Origin of the sequence: Bacillus aerius, assembly GCF_029894105.1 — a bacterium.
In the GTDB taxonomy this organism is placed as follows: domain Bacteria; phylum Bacillota; class Bacilli; order Bacillales; family Bacillaceae; genus Bacillus; species Bacillus altitudinis.
Genome location: NZ_JARYHO010000001.1, coordinates 963,839 through 981,216 on the forward strand (window position 1 = coordinate 963,839; position 17,378 = coordinate 981,216).

The following is a 17,378-nucleotide window of genomic DNA, read 5'->3' on the forward strand; positions in this document are numbered from 1 at the left end:
ATTCCTTTCAAAAGGAGTCTATACGTTCATGGTATACCCGTTATGAGAAAAAGATACACATGAAAAGATTGTGTTTTTGTTAGAAAATTTCATTTATTGAAAAATATTTATTGACAAAATGGTGACAGCCACTATAAGATAAAAAAAAGATTCAAGAGCCAAAAGGAGGAAATGTCATGTGCAACATCATTGGAAGAATGAAATCAAACTGCATGAATGGGTTGATTCACGTGACAATTACACCTTCATTGGTCATTGAAAAGGGACTCGTATGTTCCAATTGATCGGATGAATCAAGGCGTATGTTGCGTATTTGTCAACATGCGCCTTTTTATCATGTATAAAAGAGGCGTACCAGTCAGCTGGTTGCCTCTTTTTTTGTTGTATACATTTCGTATCTCGAAATAATGGAATGCATCAACAACTAAATGAAGAGGAGTGAAAGCATGTGAACATGCCAAAGGCAAGACAAATGACAAAAGTTCAAAAAACGAAACAAGGTGACAATCAGGAAAATATAGAAAGCGGCTAGCTTTAAAAGGAGAGACAAACATGTTTTCAGTATTTGTGAAATTAGGCTGGTTCTTTAAACAAGAGTGGAGGCGCTATACAATCGCCATTACGCTGCTGCTCATTGTGAATGTGCTTGAAATGCTGCCACCGAGGTATCTAGGTCAAGCAGTTGATGACATTCGGTCTGGTCAATTTACAACATCCAGTATCTTATTTTACGTAACCATTTTTTGCTTACTTGGTGTCAGTGTCTATGCGCTCACCTACTTTTGGATGTATCAGTTATTTGGCGGCGCGAATGTCATGGAGCGTGTGATGCGCGGAAAATTAATGCGCCACTTACTTAAGATGACACCCACCTTTTATGAAAAGAAAAAAACCGGAAATCTAATGGCGCTAGGTACAAATGATTTGAATGCTGTGGCTTTAACAACAGGCTTTGGCGTTTTAACATTAGTCGATTCCACTGCTTACATGCTGATGATCTTTTTTACAATGGGGCTGACGATCAGCTGGAAATTAACTTTAATGGCCATTATTCCGATGCCGCTGATGGCGATTTTGATAGCGTTTTATGGCGGTAAAATTCATGAACGCTTTACAGTTGCTCAAGATGCATTTGGTGATATGAATGATCGTGTATTAGAATCAGTTGCCGGGGTTCGGGTGATTCGGTCTTTTGTGCAGGAAAAACAAGATGTGAATCGCTTTCGAGAAATGACAGACGATGTCTTTCAAAAAAATATGAGAGTAGCGATCATTGATTCATTGTTTGAGCCGACGGTGAAATTGCTTGTGGGGATCAGTTATTTAATCGGTATCGGTTACGGCGCATATCTTGTGTTCCAAAGTGATTTAACCATTGGTGAGCTTGTCGCATTTAACGTCTATCTGGGGATGATGATCTGGCCAATGTTTGCCATTGGTGAATTGATTAATATCATGCAAAGAGGAAATGCCTCATTAGACCGGTTGAATCATACTCTCAGTTATCAACCGGATGTAACTGACGCAGCTAAGCCAAAAAGATTACAAGAGCCTGGCGATATTCAATTTGAACATGTGACATTTAGGTATCCAACTTCCTCTAAAGATAATCTAACGGATGTCTCCTTTACTGTACGAAAAGGGCAAACGATTGGTATTACAGGAAAAACGGGAAGCGGAAAAACAACGATTGTCAAACAGCTTCTTCGTCAGTATCCGACAGGTGATGGGAAGATCTTGCTTTCAGGTGTTCCAATTGAGGACATTGAATTGGATCAACTGTTCCAATGGATTGGCTATGTTCCGCAAGATCATGTCCTTTTCTCAAAAAGTGTAGAAGAGAATATGCGTTTCGGTCATAGAGACGCGAGAGAAGCTGAATTAGCACAAGCGATTAAAGATGCTTACTTTGAAAAGGATTTACGCCTTTTACCAGAAGGCTTGGAAACCATGGTTGGAGAAAAGGGAGTGGCGCTGTCAGGAGGACAGAAGCAGCGGATTTCCATTGCACGTGCTTTATTAATTGACCCAGACATTTTGATTTTGGATGACTCGTTATCTGCAGTTGATGCAAAAACAGAAACGGCTATTTTAGAGAATTTAAGACAAAATCGTCATGGAAAAACGACATTTATTACAACCCACCGTCTATCAGCTGTAGAGCATGCGGATCTCATTCTTGTCATGGAAGAAGGACGTATTGTTCAAAAGGGAACCCATCAAGCGCTTATTCAGCAAGATGGATGGTATAAAGAGCAATTTCTGCGTCAGCAGCTGACAAATCAGCTGGAAGGAGGGGATGAGGCATGACAACAGGGAGAAGACTTCTTGCCTATGCACTCCTGTATAAAAAAGTATTGTCTGTTGCTTTGATCTTTCTGATCATTGCAGTTGGTGCTGAGTTGACAGGACCTTTCATTGGGAAAAAAATGATTGATGATCATATTTTAGGTGTAGAAAAACCGTATGTTGAGGTAAATGAAAAAACAGATAAAACGGTTTATTACCAGGGAAATAACTATATAAGAAGTGACCGGCTACAGAATCAAAATGAAGCTGGAAAGCAAATCAATGTCGTGCAAGTCGGATTTGGGTACTATTTTGTGAATGAACCGATTCGATTTGACGGGAGCCGGACAATAGAAGGGGATCAGCTCACCATTGAAAATGGGAGCGAGCGTGAGACGTATCAGGTACAGCGTTTATCCAAAGAGGAAATCTTTGCTTTTTATCAGCCGGAAATCAGTGGTTTGGTACAGCTTGTTCTATTTTATTTTGGGATGCTCGTCATTGCGATTTTCTTTCAATATGGGCAGCACTATTTACTTCAGCGTATTGCAAATCGCATTATTCAAAAAATGCGAGTGGACGTATTTGAACATATTCAAACGCTTCCGATTCGGTATTTTGATAATTTACCGGCTGGAAAGGTTGTCGCCCGGATTACGAATGACACAGAAACCATTCGTGATTTATATGTCACAGTACTCGCTAATTTCGTCACAAGTGCCATTTACATGGTTGGAATTTATATCGCCATGTTCTTATTAAATGTGAAGCTGGCGCTTATTTGTTTAGTGGCTGTTCCGATTATTTTCCTATGGTCGATGACTTACCGAAAGTTTGCGTCAGTTTACAATCATCGCATTCGATCCATCATCAGTGAAATTAATGCCAAGCTAAATGAAGCCATTCAAGGAATGACGATTATTCAAGCATTTCGACATGAACAAGCAACGAAAGAAGAATTTGATGAGCTGAATAACAATCACTTTCGATATCAGCGAAAGATGCTTCATTTAAATTCACTGCTTTCACATAACTTGGTGAATCTGCTTCGGAACTTAGCATATGTCGCACTCATTTGGTATTTTGGCGGTGCGTCCTTAAGTGCGACGGGCATTGTGTCGATTGGGGTGCTCTATGCATTTGTCGATTATTTAAATCGTTTGTTCCAGCCGATTACAGGCATTGTGAATCAATTCTCTAGATTAGAATTAGCCAGGGTTTCATCTGAACGGGTCTTTCGATTATTAGATGAGCCAGGTACTGAAGTGGAAGAACCAATTCAGAAGAAACTAGAGGGACACGTCCAATTTCAGGATGTTACCTTTGCGTATAATGAAGGGAAAAATGTATTAAAGAACATCACCTTTGAGGCGAAAAAAGGTCAGACGGTGGCACTCGTTGGACATACCGGTTCTGGGAAAAGTTCGATCATGAATTTGCTGCTACGTTTTTATGATATTCAGCATGGGGATATCCTCATTGATGGAGAAAGCATCTATGATCAGTCGCGCCAAACGCTGCGTAAACAAATGGGCATTGTACTGCAAGATCCTTATTTATTTTCTGGAACGATCGCATCCAATGTCAGTTTGGGAAATGAAGACATTAAAAGAGAAACGATTGAAACATCGTTAAAGCAAGTGGGCGCAGCAGAACTATTAAAGCATTTGCCTGAAGGTTTTGATGAACCAGTTGTTGAAAAGGGGAGTACTCTTTCCTCTGGGGAGCGTCAATTGATTTCATTTGCCCGTGCACTGGCATATGATCCAGCGATTTTAATTCTAGATGAAGCGACGGCTAACATTGATACAGAAACAGAAGCCATCATTCAACGGGCACTAGATGTCGTCAAAGAAGGACGAACCACTTTTGTCATTGCACACCGATTATCTACTATTAAGAAAGCTGACATGATTTTGGTGTTAGAAAAGGGTGAGATTGTCGAGCGCGGCAGCCACGAAGAGCTCATGGAGCAAGGCGGACTGTATGCGCAAATGTACGAATTACAAAAGGGAGCTGTGACGAGCAGCTGATAGGATGAGTAGCAAAAGCCTCTTTCAAATTGAAAGAGGCTCAGATTGTAGAGAAACTCATGTTTTTCTACAATCTTTTTTATTTTCATCGTAATGATGATGGATGAGATTGAATGAAAAAGGCCTCCCACACACCTAACCTAGCTTCGCTAGATGTGTGGCAATCTTCTTCATGTTCTGACAGGCAGCTGTGAGAAGCACTTGCTCACTCACATTTTGTTTTCCCCTCAACCGGCAGTAGCGAAGCCCATGCAGTTGTTTTGAATCTGCAAAGCTTCGCTCTATTTTTTCTTTTCTTTTTTTATATAGCTCTTTTCCAGCGGCAGACAGACGATTTTGCCTGATCTTTTCTTTATGTTCCTCCCACACATGTCTTGAGATGACCTTTTGATGATTTTTAGATCTTGTGCAGTTTTCAAGGAAAGGACACGATGTGCATTTTTTAGGATCTGATTTGTAGAACCTATAACCTTTTCGATCAGTCGTGGTATATAAAAGCTTTTCACCATTCGGGCATATGTATTGATCGTGTTCAGAATCATACTGGAATTTCCACTTCTCGAATAGTCCTCTTGTTGGATGAAAACGTCTATGTGCGATGACACCAAAAATACGGCGATCTGATAAACCTTTACAGATTGGGGTTGTCAAATAACCAGAATCAAGGGCAACAGCTTCTACTTGAAAACCAAATCGTGCGATTTGGTGATCCAACCGATCAAGATACGGAACAGAATCATGGACATTACCGGGCGTGATGTGGGCATCCGTGATGATATTGTACTTCATATCCGTTGTACGGTGGTCTAGGTAGAAAAAGCCTTCTGGCTTGTTTTCACGATAAAGATAGCCACTTTCAGGATCAGTCGTACTTTGACGAATGTCTTTTTCCGTTTTCACCTCCTCTTTTACCTTTAAGGGCTTTTTTCCGTGTGCCACCCGATCTTCTTGGATCGCTTCTTCTAAATCATTTATATAGTTCTGGGTATCTTGTTCAATCGTTTTTCTCATATATTTATGTTTATTGGCATTGGCTTTAAGATGAGTTGAATCAGTAAAAAGAACGCGGCCTCCTACCATATCATGATTGATAGCTTGAAGCACAATCTCGTCGAAAATGTCTTGAAAAATCGTTGTATCTTTGAATCGAGTACGACGATTCCAGCTAATGGTCGAGTGATGAGGAACGGGGTCATTGATGTTCAAACCTAAAAACCATCTATACGCCATGTTATAGTAAATTTCTTTTTCAAGTTGTCTTTCAGAACGGATACCGTACAGGTATCCGATAAACATCATTTTGAACAAAATAAGTGGATCAAGAGAAGGACGACCTTTATTCTCGCTATAATACGGTCTTACTTTATCTACGATAAATGAAAAATCAATGTACTGATCAATTTTACGAAGCAGGTGATCCTCTTCGACCAGTTGATCTAGTAATACAAATTCGGCTTCGTGCTGAGAAGAATTTCTAGTGTGGAACATGAGAAAAACACCTTCCTTGGGACTGACCCCCTAAGATGAGACAAATAAAAAACACCTTCAAGTTTGAAAACAGATCGTTGTGATCCGAAATAAAACATGGAGGTGTTTTTTCTATGGGGACAAGAGTGAGTTATCCGGTTGAAGTCAAACAGAAGGCTGTGGAAATGAGATTGGCAGGCGTACCTATGAAAGAGATCATGCAGGAATTGAATATCAAGAATAAGACGCAGGTTCAGACATGGGTGAGATGGCATAAAGCTGGGGATACACACCGGTTCGAACAACCTGTTGGAAAACAATATTCCTATGGAAAGGGCCCCGAGTACTCTTCCGAATTAGAGAGACTGCGGGCAGAAAATCGCTATTTGAGTCAACAGAATGAAGTTTTAAAAAAGTACAACGAATTGGAAAGGAAGTTGATAAGGAAACGTCAATCAAACTGGTAGAAGAATTGTGCAAAACGATGACGGTACAGGACATCTGTGTCCATTTAGGCATCTTACGTACTTCGTATTATAGATGGAAAAAGGATTTGACTCAGACTCATTCTAAAAGACAACTAGAGAAACAGGTCGGCACGTTGTGCCGAAAGCACAAATATCGATATGGTTATCGGAAAATCACAGCCATACTAAAAATGAGAATGCGTATTAACCATAAAACTGTTCAACGTATCATGCAGAAAAACCAGTGGCAATGCCGGGTTAAAATGAAAAAGCGTAAGAAGAGTGGGCAGCCTTATGCCGTAGCCGGTAATATACTGGATCGGAATTTTCAGTCTGATCGCCCTCTTGAAAAACTAGTCACGGACATCACGTATTTGCCTTATGGACAGAAACAATTGTACCTTTCCAGTATATTGGATTTATATAATGGAGAAGTGATTGCTTTTACGATTGGTGATAAGCAGGACACAGACTTTATCTTAAACACACTTAATCAGCTCCCAGCACTGCCTGAGAATTGCGTGTTACATAGCGATCAAGGTTCTGTGTATACATCTTACGAGTATCAGAAAGCTGTTCATATAAAAGGCATTACCATGAGCATGTCCCGTAAAGGGACACCCGCTGATAATGCCTCCATCGAATCGTTTCATTCCTCACTAAAGTCTGAAACGTTCTATCTTAACAGGATTGATCGCACTACGACCACCATCGTAGAACGCACTGTCAAAGAATACATTTATTATTATAACAACATTCGTATTCAAACGAAACTAAACAACCAATCACCGATAAACTATCGGCAATTGGCTGTATAAAGGTGTTTTGATCCCTGTCTCAAAAACGGGGGTCAGTCCCCTTTAGTGGGCTTTTCTCTATTATAAAATGAGGAGATGTAAATTTTAAGGAAAAAAATAAAGCTGTCGAGATTTTCTCGACAGCCTGAGCCTCTTTCAAATTGAAAGAGGCTTTTTCATGGCAATGAAAAAAGTCGAGGCTTCATGATATGATCTCGACTTTTACTGGTTGTATATCATTTACATGAACTAAATGGTCAATAAGCGATACCGACACGTTGATGCACAAATTCTTTTGAGTTTAACTGCTGATACAAAAAGTGTGCGGTATCTTCAACTGAAATTTTCTGTCCATCTATAGGGAGAAAATTCTTTTCATAGCGATATGACCGTGTCACTTCTCCATCTGGTAAATAGGTTGGGCAAATGATTGTCCAATCTAGTTCAGTTGATTGAAGAATTTCAAATGCTTTGGCATGTTCTTTAGCAGCTCGGGAAGTGGTTCGCCTTGATTCATTTGTTTCAAAGCGGTAAAGCTCAGGCTGCTGCCTTGCTTTCAAAATCCCTGCTGTACCAATCGTTATAATTCTTGATGTTCCTGTTTGCTTCATGGCTTGTACGATATGCTCCATTGAAACAGATAAAGTATCATCACCATCTGTTGATAGACAGCTCACGACAATATCTGATCCTTTAATTGTTTCAAGCACATCCTCTTGATTTCTGGAATTGCCGGTGACTTGAAACATACCCCCAAGCATTTCTTCCCGGTTTGTCCGAATTAACGAGCGAACCATGTAACGATCATCTTCTTTTACGAAACGAAGAAATGCTTGTCCTACACGTCCATGAGCACCGAAAAGAGCTATTTTCATCTGATCGATCCCTCCACTACATACTATAAGTGAAAAGAACTTAAAATGGTACAGTTTTATGTCATGCTTTTTTTATAAAGATGAAAGGACCGAATACTATGAGCATATTCACATAATAGAGAGAGACCGACAAATTGTAGAAGTTCAAAATTCACACCTGAAATAATGTCCATAAAGATCCGCTCCTTTCTAATACATCATATGAATTCAAAAGGAATCGGTGAGGGATAAAACCAAAAAAAGAAGACACCATAAGAGGTGTCTTCTATGATCCAGATATGAAATTAAGCTTTTGTTCCGCCAAGGTTTTGCTGAGCGTAAGATACAAGACGTTTCGTGATTTCTCCACCAACTGAACCGTTAGCACGAGCTGTTGTTTCTGCTCCAAGGTTTACACCAAACTCAGAAGCGATTTCGTATTTCATTTGATCGATTGCTTGCGCTGCTCCAGGAACTAGTAATTGATTTGAACTATTAGAATTTGCCATGATGTGAATCTCCTTTTTATATAAGATTTTTTTGGTTGGGTTTGCTGGAGTCGCACCAGCGAAATGACCAAGTCATTTGCCACTTGGCGAAACCCAATGCGGTAACTGCTTTGTACTAAATATTATGGTTCGCAACGAAAAAAACATACGGAAAAAGAACATGGTAAATGTTGTTTTCATATACAAAAAACCACCACCCAATGGTGATGGTTTGTGGAACGTCTTCTTATTCAGCTGAGCGGATGCGCAGCTCAGTCTCTGTATCAAAGAAGTGCGCTTTATTCATATCAATGGCAAGAGGGATCGTCTGACCTGCCTGAATATCTGTGCGAGAATCAACACGTGCAATAAACGTTTGACCAGCGAGAGAAGAATAAAGCATCGTTTCGGCTCCCATTAATTCAGCCACTTCAACGTTTGCTTCAATTTTTGTTCCTTCAGAAGCCTCTATAAACACAGGCTCATCATGGAAATCTTCTGGTCTGATGCCTAGAATCACATCTTTTCCAATATAGCCCTGACTGCGTAATACTTTCATTTTTCCTTCTGGTACACGAATGTGCGTATTCCCAATGGCAATGGCTCCGTCAGACAGTTTTCCTGTAAAAAAGTTCATCGCTGGAGAGCCAATAAATCCTCCTACAAAGACATTCTCTGGGTTTTCATACACATCCTTTGGTGCGCCAACCTGCTGAATAAAGCCATCTTTCATGACAACAAGCCGAGTAGCCATTGTCATGGCTTCTGTTTGATCGTGTGTGACATAGATGAATGTCGTCTGCAGCCGCTGATGAAGTTTAGAAATTTCGGCACGCATCTGAACACGAAGTTTAGCATCTAAATTAGATAGAGGTTCATCCAAAAGAAAGACTTTTGCATCGCGTACAATGGCCCTTCCAAGTGCAACACGCTGTCTTTGACCTCCAGACAATGCCTTAGGTTTTCGATCTAAGTATTGTTCAAGCCCTAATATTTTTGCAGCGTTTCGTACCCGCTCATCAATTTCTGCTTTAGGAAATTTTCGAAGCTTTAATCCAAAAGCCATATTATCGTACACATTCATATGAGGATATAAGGCATAGTTTTGGAAAACCATCGCAATATCCCGATCTTTTGGTGCCACATCATTCATTCGCTTGCCGTCTAATAGAAAATCTCCTTGTGAAATTTCTTCAAGGCCTGCAATCATGCGGAGGGTTGTTGATTTTCCGCACCCAGATGGACCAACAAACACAATAAATTCTTTATCCTCAATATGTAGATTAAAGTTATCTACTGCTGTTACTTTGTTATCGTACACTTTATAAATTTGATTCAGCATCATTTCAGCCATAGGTGGTAGCCTCCCAGTCCTTCTTGAAAGCGCTTTACTTATAAATGAAGTGTATAAAAAGGAAGGGTGTCTGTAAATGGACAACGTGCACAACATCTTATCTTCATTTTTAGGCAAGGTGCTCATGTTAGGATCATTTAAGAAAGATCGAGAAGATTCATCATGAAATAAGCAGCTGACGCTTCTTGAAAATGCCGTATATCTAGTCCTGTCCGTTCAATAAATTTATCAATCCGATACTGGAGGCTGTTTCGATGAACATATAACGCTTTTGCTGCCTGCGATGCATTTAAATTACACTGCATATAGGTCGTGAGAGTCCGGTAAACGTCCCGATCAAAGATTGTTTCTATAAATGCATCTGAAATAGCGGCAGAAACCATGTCTGTATCATGGCGAATGAAAGCAGGTAGACATTGATAAAATGTTGCAACCCCTGACCTAAGTTTTCCTTGCTTCAGATGCCATAAAAAGAGCTGATGTTCATTTAATAATCTCATTTTTAAATTTCCATTCGGCAAATGCAGCTGTCCTTGCATGAAGACAACGTCTGTTAAAAAATCACTTGTGATGGCTTGAGACAAATCATGTAGCTGTTCAAGTTGACCATTTTCTGATGTAGCGTTTGTTTGAATGAGCATAGCTGTTTCAGTGCCTGTCCATATGAAATGAATATGTTCGAGGCTGCTGTTCACAGCCTCTTTTATTTGCTGCCTTTGTTCTGCTTGGTGATCCATTTTGAAAAAATGAACACGGACGGATTGATCGATGGTGATTGATTTGTTTTCAAAGAGATAGCTGTACCATTTCTGTTCTTCTTCCGTTTCCTGCGTATGAGGTACATCAATTGGTGTGAGGAATGAATTGAGAAGAAGCGCTTCCCTTTCTGTTAGCTCCGTTTTGTTTACTCCGAAAATTTCGCCTTCGTCTGTTTGATACCAGAGAATTTGTTTATCATTTGTTGGTGAACTGATGATATGGTGTCCGTAAACAAGTTTTAGTTTTTCTAACATGGCGAGGCTCCTTAAACAGTTTAATCATACACATGGAATAGCATTAATTCGTGGATTTCTTCTTTTAAGGTTGGTTCAACTTCATGAGGCGGAAGCTGAGAGCCCCATTCAATATCACCCGTTTTGTGATAAATGCCTTCATAGTGTGAACCATTATGAAAAAAGGATATTTTCCAGCCAGGTAATTGCGCTTTTTTAAAGAGAGGTTTCCATTGAAAATGAGAAATCATATCATCATTGCCTCCTTGCTTTTATTGATGAAACAATAAATACACACGACAATACGGAAACAACCTTGAACTTGGTTTTATTGTATCTCATCTGATGAAAAGAGCATAGGGAAAGCACAGATTTCAGAGACATGAAAAGAAAACATCAGTAGGCGTTTGCATGGTCTATAGGAGTAAGAGCCATTTGTGTTAGGTAAGATGCGTATTCAACGATTCTTTTCCCAATCAGCCATTCTGAGTTTTTCAATGGTGCATGCAGAAAAATCTCGCGGCCTGGACGAGAATTGGCTTCAAACATCCAGATAGCACCTAAGTGATCAATACCTAAGTCAAAACCAATTTCCCCAATCAGACCAGGCATTTTTTCATCTATCACACGACTAAGAGCGAGGGCAGTATCAGAGAGCTCTTGCAAAACCTTCAAACGTTTCTCTGCATCAGGAAAGATATCATATAGTGTTTTTACTGAACCACCATGCAGTTGATGGGTTGTGACAGTGTGATCTCCTGAAACTTTTCCAGCAGCGGCTGTAACAGTCCAATGACCATACTTATTTTTGTTCGTATGAATTCTAAAATCCAGTGGTTGATTGTCTATTTGAAGAAGCTCAATGCCTTGTTGTGCAATCAAGTCTTGAATTGCACAATCTTCCCGCAGTTTTTTCACGAAATGGTCTACGGAATGATATGAAGTGGATTTCCCTTTATTTGAGCAGACAGTGACCCCGTTTTCCGTCTTCTTTAACTGATAAATCCCGTCTCCGTGACTGCCGTTTGTTGGTTTTAAATAAATGACATGATGCAGATAAAGGAGTGTTTCTATTTTAATTAAAGCATCAACAGGATCTAATCGTATAGAATGTGGTAAGAAAGAGCTTGTTTTTTCATCTGTTAATAGCTGCTCATGAATGTCCCATTTATTAAAAAAATAAGGATTGAACCAAGGGATATCGTAGTCTTGAGTGAGTTTTCGTTTTGTTTCTTGAATGAATGCCGACTGAGCAGCCTTTCTATTAGGCAGCCGGTCATAAACAACGGATGGGAGAGGGATCTGCTTTTTTACCCAGCGCTCCTCTTGGTAAAGCAAACCTTCTACTATTCCTTTATCCCAATCGATAGAATGAGTACCAAAAAGATATGCAAAACCAGCATGCTGCCTGCAAGATTGCAGCAATTTCATAAAATAGGAAGATCTTGCGCCTAAAGGTGCTGTATTTTGTTCGAAACCTGCAGTGAAAATGCCGATGAGAGGTCCTATATAGAGTGTATGTTGAACTAATATGACATCAGCTTTCGTTTTGTATGGAATGAGTAAAGCGCGATAAAGGTCTTCTGATAATAAAATCCTTTGTGATTGATGATGATAGGAAATGGTGAAATCATCTACTAAACAAGAACCTAAAGCAATAGATAAAATTGCCTCCTGCTCTTTAAACTGAGCAGGGAGATATACTGTTTTTTCACTTGCTGAATGAGGAGCGATGATGTAGCGTTTTCTCTTCATAAGGAGCCTCCTTTTCTTCAGCCATCATCGATTTGGCATGTTCAAGTATGGTCTGAATCAATTGATTCTCCCTCTCAGGGTAAGCTTTTAAAAAAGAGGATCGTCCTGGCTTTGATCTTACATTTGAGATGAAAAGTCTGCCTTCATTTGTATGAAGCAAGTCTATAGCGAATTCAATACACGGTGAGAAAGTTTTGTCTATAAACGCTGGAAGAGATGATTGAATGGAGGCAATATCATCTAACAACAGCTCCTTGATGTGTGGCTTTAATGAGTTTAAATAGTGATCAAAGGCTACCACATGAATGGAATTTTGTGTATTGCTTAAAAGGCTGTTTTCTACTGATGGTTTTGTATGAATCCCCATGCTATTCCATTGATTTTGTGAATTTTTTATAAGAAAAATCCTAATTTCATTGAATATAACGTCTTTTTGATCATTCGTGTTAAAAAATTGAAGGAAAGATCGGCCGATATACTTTTTGCACCAGCGTTCAACCTCTGCTGAATGTGAAAAGTTGATGATTTGCTTAGCGTTTAGCTGCACAGTAATGAGTGATTTGTCTCTTAAAGAAATGAAGCAAGAGGGTGCTGCGTGCTGTTGAGAAAGCGGCTGTATTTTACAATATCCGCCCTTTCTGACCAAGTTGAGAAGGTCTGAAGGCTCTGTCAATAGAGAGCAGACAGGTAAGTATGGTTGTAAAGAAGGGAGGAGACGGAGCTGCTCGAATAGTCGCATTTTATTTGAAATTCCAGTATTCAAAAAAACGGTTTTTGGATACTTTTTTAACCAATTCATGATAGGTTTTGCTTTTTTAGATTGTGCGTCATGCTGATAAAGACAACGATCATAAATCAATTCAGGAATCTGAAATTCTGACGCTTCAAATCCTTTGCCAGTCTTAAATTTTTGACCGTGAATGACATTTGAAGCAGGCTTTAAATCTAGAGGTGAAAAACGAACAACTTCTAAATCAAAAGAAGAGGCTGCTTTGGCAAGCTGATGTGTGAATGCTTCTTCATGCTTCGGAGAAAGAGTGACAATGCCGAGCGTTGACGTCATGAAACAACACCTACTTTTCAAATTCTTTTTTTAACATCTGAAAAACACTTTTTGTTGATTTTACATAAACTTGGCGTTCCTATATCATTACGACAGATCGTTGTCTCATATGTCACATTGAATGCTTCATTTGCTTGGACTCTTGACAACAACTATAATACGTATAGATAAAAACAATAAACTTCAGGTGTTGTTTGAAAGGTAGATGACGACTTTGGATATATTCACAACGTTTATTTTTATGATTGTGATAGGTGCAGTGATAGGTGCAGCAACAAACCATCTCGCGATTAAAATGCTTTTTCGTCCGTATAAGCCATATTATTTATTTGGGAAACAGCTCCCATTTACACCGGGTCTCATTCCTAAAAGAAGAGATGAAGTAGCCAAGCAGGTTGGCGTCATGGTGATGGAGCATTTACTAACGCCAGAGGGCATTAAAAAACGATTTGAATCATCAGAGGCAAAGCAAGAGATATTATGGACAGTGCACCGATATATTGATAAAGGTGCTGATATGGAAATGACGGTTTTCTCCATGTTAGAAAAATACGGTTTTTCACAGGCTGACGTTAAAGCTGACGCATGGCTTCATCAGTGGACTGATCATAAGCTCCACTCACTGCTTGAAAAGTATGATCAGCAAACGTTGTCTGAGCTGTTGCCACAGGATGTAGAAAATAAGCTTGCATCAAAAATTCCAGATGCCGCAGGTTATATTTTAAAGAGAGGCATTCATTATTTTGAAAGTGATGAGGGAAAAGCAAGACTCGGTCATATGATAGATGATTTCTTAAAAGAACGAGGAATGCTTGGCAGTATGGTCCAAATGTTTTTAGGGAATTCAAGCTTAATTGATCGCGTGCATCCTGAAATGATGAAGTTCTTAAAGAATGCAGAGACAAAAAGGTTTTTATCAGATTTACTTGTTCAAGAATGGGACAAGGTAAAGCAAGTTTCTTTACATGAGCTTGATGAAAAATGGAATGTGAAAGAGCTTCTATTTAGTGTGAAAAAGCAATTGCTTTCACATTTTTCTACAAAGGTGCTGTTAGATAGACCAGTAGGAGTTTACATCAGTGCAGTAGCGGATGATCTTAAGACCAAATTTGCTCCATCTCTCATTGATAAAGGGGTTGAAGCCGCATCTAATGCGCTTGAGGGACTGCTCGCAAAGCTCCAATTTGAAGAAATTATTCGTGAACAAATTGAACGTTTCCCGCTTGAAAAAATGGAAGAGCTTGTGATCAGCATATCTAATAAGGAGCTGAAGATGATCACATTTTTAGGCGGTCTTTTAGGTGGATTGATCGGTGCTGTCCAAGCGATTTTTGTCACCTTATTCTAAGGCAAGATCGAGAAATTTCGATGAATTTATTGTATATATGTGAAACGAAAGCCATAGTTTGTTATAGTGGAGTGGTGTCCGCCGATCCATATCGGTGATAACGGATAGAAAGGAGACATAACATGTCTGTAAATCTTTATGATGTTGCATATGACCTTGAAAAAGCACTGCGTCATAGCGAAGAATATTCAGCGTTAAGAAATCTTTATGATGAGGTAAACGGGGATGAATCCTCTAAAAGAATGTTTGAGAACTTCCGTGACATTCAAGTAAACCTTCAACAAAAACAAATGACTGGTCAAGAGATTACACAAGAAGAAGTAGAGCAAGCGCAAAAAACGGTTGCACTTGTGCAGCAGCACGATAAAATCTCTCAGTTGATGGAAGCAGAACAACGCGTAAGTGTTCTCATCGGTGAATTAAATAAAATTATCATGAAGCCTCTTGAAGAGCTTTATGGAAATACTGAAGAAAATTAATTGAAAGGGCGATCATAATCGCCCTCAGATTGTAGAGAAACTCATGTTTTTCTACAATCTTTTTTATTTTCATCGTAATGATGATGGATGAGATTGAATGAAAAAGGCCTCCCACACACCTAACCTAGCTTCGCTAGATGTGTGGCAATCTTCTTCATGTTCTGACAGGCAGCTGTGAGAAGAACTTGCTCACTCACATTTTGTTTTCCCCTCAACCGGCAGTAGCGAAGCCCGTGCAGTTGTTTTGAATCTGCAAAGCTTCGCTCTATTTTTTCTTTTCTTTTTTTATATAGCTCTTTTCCAGAGACAGATAGACGATTTTGTCTGATCTTTTCTTTATGTTCTTCCCATATGTGTCTTGAGATGACTTTTTGATGATTTTTCGACCTTGTGCATCTTTCAAGGAAAGAACACGATGCACATTTTTTAGGATCTGATTTGTAGAATCGATAACCCTTTCGATCAGTTGTTGTATATAATAGCTTCTCACCATTTGGGCATATGTAATGATCATGTTCAGAGTCATACTTGAATTTCCACTTCTCAAATAAACCTCTTGTTGGATGAAAGCGTCTATGTGCGATGACACCAAAAATACGGCGATCTGATAAACCTTTACAGATTGGGGTCGTCAAATAACCAGAATCAAGGGCAACAGCTTCTACTTGAAAACCAAATCGTGCGATTTGGTGATCCAACCGATCAAGATACGGAACAGAATCATGGACATTACCGGGCGTGATGTGGGCATCCGTGATGATATTGTACTTCATATCCGTTGTACGGTGGTCTAGGTAGAAAAAGCCTTCCGGTTTGTTTTCACGATAAAGATAGCCACTTTCAGGATCAGTCGTACTTTGACGAATGTCTTTTTCCGTTTTCACCTCCTCTTTTACCTTTAAGGGCTTTTTTCCGTGTGCCACCCGATCTTCTTGGATCGCTTCTTCTAAATCATTTATATAGTTCTGGGTATCTTGTTCAATCGTTTTTCTCATATATTTATGTTTATTGGCATTGGCTTTAAGATGAGTTGAATCAGTAAAAAGAACGCGGCCTCCTACCATATCATGATTGATAGCTTGAAGCACAATCTCGTCGAAAATGTCTTGAAAAATCGTTGTATCTTTGAATCGAGTACGACGATTCCAGCTAATGGTCGAGTGATGAGGAACGGGGTCATTGATGTTCAAACCTAAAAACCATCTATACGCCATGTTATAGTAAATTTCTTTTTCAAGTTGTCTTTCAGAACGGATACCGTACAGGTATCCGATAAACATCATTTTGAACAAAATAAGTGGATCAAGAGAAGGACGACCTTTATTCTCGCTATAATACGGTCTTACTTTATCTACGATAAATGAAAAATCAATGTACTGATCAATTTTACGAAGCAGGTGATCCTCTTCGACCAGTTGATCTAGCAATACAAATTCAGCTTCGTGCTGAGAAGAATTTCTAGTGTGGAACATGAGAAAAACACCTTCCTTTAGTGGGCTTTTCTCTATTATAAAATGAGGAGATGTAAATTTTAAGGAAAAAAATAAAGCTGTCGAGATTTTCTCGACAGCCTGAGGGCGATCATAATCGCCCTTTTTTTCATTCATATCGCCGCTTGTATATCTTTAAAAAAGGGGTTGTCGAAGCTCGTAAATTCTGCGATAATACTTATTGAAAGTGCTTTCAAAAAGCGCTATCGTGATGAATTGGGTGCGTTCCACTTTGGATTTACGGCGATGAGCCAAAAGAGAGAGAAGCGCTTCTGGGAGAAAAGCAAAGCATAAGGGGATATGATATAAGCAATGCTTTGGTGTGTGAAAGATGAGGGGATCATGGGGAGCTTCATCACGCCATTGTTACGCATCCAAACCATACATAAAAAAAAGCCTAGGGGTAGGCTTTTTTTATTTGCGATTGAGGCATAAAACAAGGGCTGCTTCAACTGCATGTTCTAAAGCGCCAAGCTAGGGCATATCCTCATCGTAAGTACAG

At 39.4% G+C, this 17,378-nt stretch carries 14 protein-coding genes; 5 read left to right on the forward strand and 9 right to left on the reverse strand.

From position 1 onward, the window contains the following. Positions 1 to 552: 552 nt before the first annotated feature. Together bmrC and M2353_RS04935 are read left to right on the forward strand one after the other, a co-directional pair. The gene (gene bmrC, locus M2353_RS04930) at positions 553 to 2,310 is read left to right on the forward strand and encodes a multidrug ABC transporter ATP-binding protein BmrC (protein WP_284725050.1); all 1,758 of its coding nucleotides are present in this window, start codon (positions 553 to 555) and stop codon (positions 2,308 to 2,310) included. Next, the gene (locus M2353_RS04935; protein WP_047946617.1) at positions 2,307 to 4,322 is read left to right on the forward strand and encodes an ABC transporter ATP-binding protein; all 2,016 of its coding nucleotides are present in this window, start codon (positions 2,307 to 2,309) and stop codon (positions 4,320 to 4,322) included. Before bmrC ends, M2353_RS04935 begins: the two co-directional genes overlap by 4 nt. Before the next feature lie 135 nt (positions 4,323 to 4,457). Here M2353_RS04935 and M2353_RS04940 read toward each other — a convergent pair whose 3' ends face one another. After that, entirely contained in the window at positions 4,458 to 5,810 is a 1,353-nt protein-coding gene (locus tag M2353_RS04940; RefSeq protein ID WP_284725051.1) for an IS1182 family transposase, read from the reverse strand. Between the two features lie 113 nt (positions 5,811 to 5,923). Between M2353_RS04940 and M2353_RS04945 the strand changes: the two genes are divergently transcribed. Then, positions 5,924 to 7,074, forward strand: a protein-coding gene (locus M2353_RS04945; RefSeq protein ID WP_178896435.1) for an IS3 family transposase whose coding sequence is annotated in 2 segments (ribosomal slippage) — positions 5,924 to 6,197 and positions 6,197 to 7,074 — 1,152 coding nt in all. Because the reading frame shifts where the segments join, the coding sequence is not laid out codon by codon here. A 236-nt stretch (positions 7,075 to 7,310) separates the two neighbouring features. Here M2353_RS04945 and M2353_RS04950 read toward each other — a convergent pair. The 7 genes from M2353_RS04950 to M2353_RS04980 all read right to left on the reverse strand — a co-directional run bounded on the left by M2353_RS04950 (position 7,311) and on the right by M2353_RS04980 (position 13,559). Beyond that, positions 7,311 to 7,928 carry an NAD(P)-dependent oxidoreductase gene (locus M2353_RS04950; RefSeq protein ID WP_284725052.1) on the reverse strand — a complete coding sequence of 206 codons (618 nt, stop codon included), beginning with the start codon at positions 7,926 to 7,928 and terminating at the stop codon, positions 7,311 to 7,313. A 284-nt stretch (positions 7,929 to 8,212) separates the two neighbouring features. Continuing rightward, positions 8,213 to 8,416 carry an alpha/beta-type small acid-soluble spore protein gene (locus tag M2353_RS04955; RefSeq protein ID WP_008348940.1) on the reverse strand — a complete coding sequence of 68 codons (204 nt, stop codon included), beginning with the start codon at positions 8,414 to 8,416 and terminating at the stop codon, positions 8,213 to 8,215. 226 nt (positions 8,417 to 8,642) lie between these two features. Further along, a complete protein-coding gene (locus M2353_RS04960) occupies positions 8,643 to 9,749 on the reverse strand; it encodes an ABC transporter ATP-binding protein (RefSeq protein ID WP_024719977.1) in 1,107 nt (368 codons plus the stop codon). 137 nt (positions 9,750 to 9,886) lie between these two features. Beyond that, positions 9,887 to 10,762 (reverse strand): helix-turn-helix domain-containing protein, encoded by an 876-nt coding sequence (locus tag M2353_RS04965; RefSeq protein WP_039167591.1) that lies wholly within the window; start codon positions 10,760 to 10,762, stop codon positions 9,887 to 9,889. Positions 10,763 to 10,782: 20 nt separating this feature from the next. Next, positions 10,783 to 10,992, reverse strand: a complete 210-nt coding sequence (locus M2353_RS04970) for a YheE family protein (protein ID WP_008348933.1) — start codon at positions 10,990 to 10,992, stop codon at positions 10,783 to 10,785. Positions 10,993 to 11,137: 145 nt separating this feature from the next. After that, a complete protein-coding gene (locus M2353_RS04975; protein WP_284725053.1) occupies positions 11,138 to 12,496 on the reverse strand; it encodes a YheC/YheD family endospore coat-associated protein in 1,359 nt (452 codons plus the stop codon). Then, positions 12,453 to 13,559 carry a YheC/YheD family protein gene (locus M2353_RS04980; protein WP_284725054.1) on the reverse strand — a complete coding sequence of 369 codons (1,107 nt, stop codon included), beginning with the start codon at positions 13,557 to 13,559 and terminating at the stop codon, positions 12,453 to 12,455. Before M2353_RS04980 ends, M2353_RS04975 begins: the two co-directional genes overlap by 44 nt. 214 nt (positions 13,560 to 13,773) lie before the next feature. Here M2353_RS04980 and M2353_RS04985 point away from each other — a divergent pair, with 214 nt between their 5' ends. Both M2353_RS04985 and M2353_RS04990 read left to right on the forward strand, forming a co-directional pair. Continuing rightward, a complete protein-coding gene (locus M2353_RS04985) occupies positions 13,774 to 14,907 on the forward strand; it encodes a DUF445 domain-containing protein (RefSeq protein ID WP_284725055.1) in 1,134 nt (377 codons plus the stop codon). 122 nt (positions 14,908 to 15,029) lie between these two features. Next, positions 15,030 to 15,386, forward strand: a complete 357-nt coding sequence (locus M2353_RS04990) for a YlbF/YmcA family competence regulator (RefSeq protein ID WP_008348927.1) — start codon at positions 15,030 to 15,032, stop codon at positions 15,384 to 15,386. 119 nt (positions 15,387 to 15,505) lie between these two features. Here the strand turns inward: M2353_RS04990 and M2353_RS04995 are convergent, their stop codons facing one another. Then, positions 15,506 to 16,858 (reverse strand): IS1182 family transposase, encoded by a 1,353-nt coding sequence (locus M2353_RS04995; RefSeq protein WP_096880954.1) that lies wholly within the window; start codon positions 16,856 to 16,858, stop codon positions 15,506 to 15,508. Between the last annotated feature and the right edge of the window lie 520 nt (positions 16,859 to 17,378).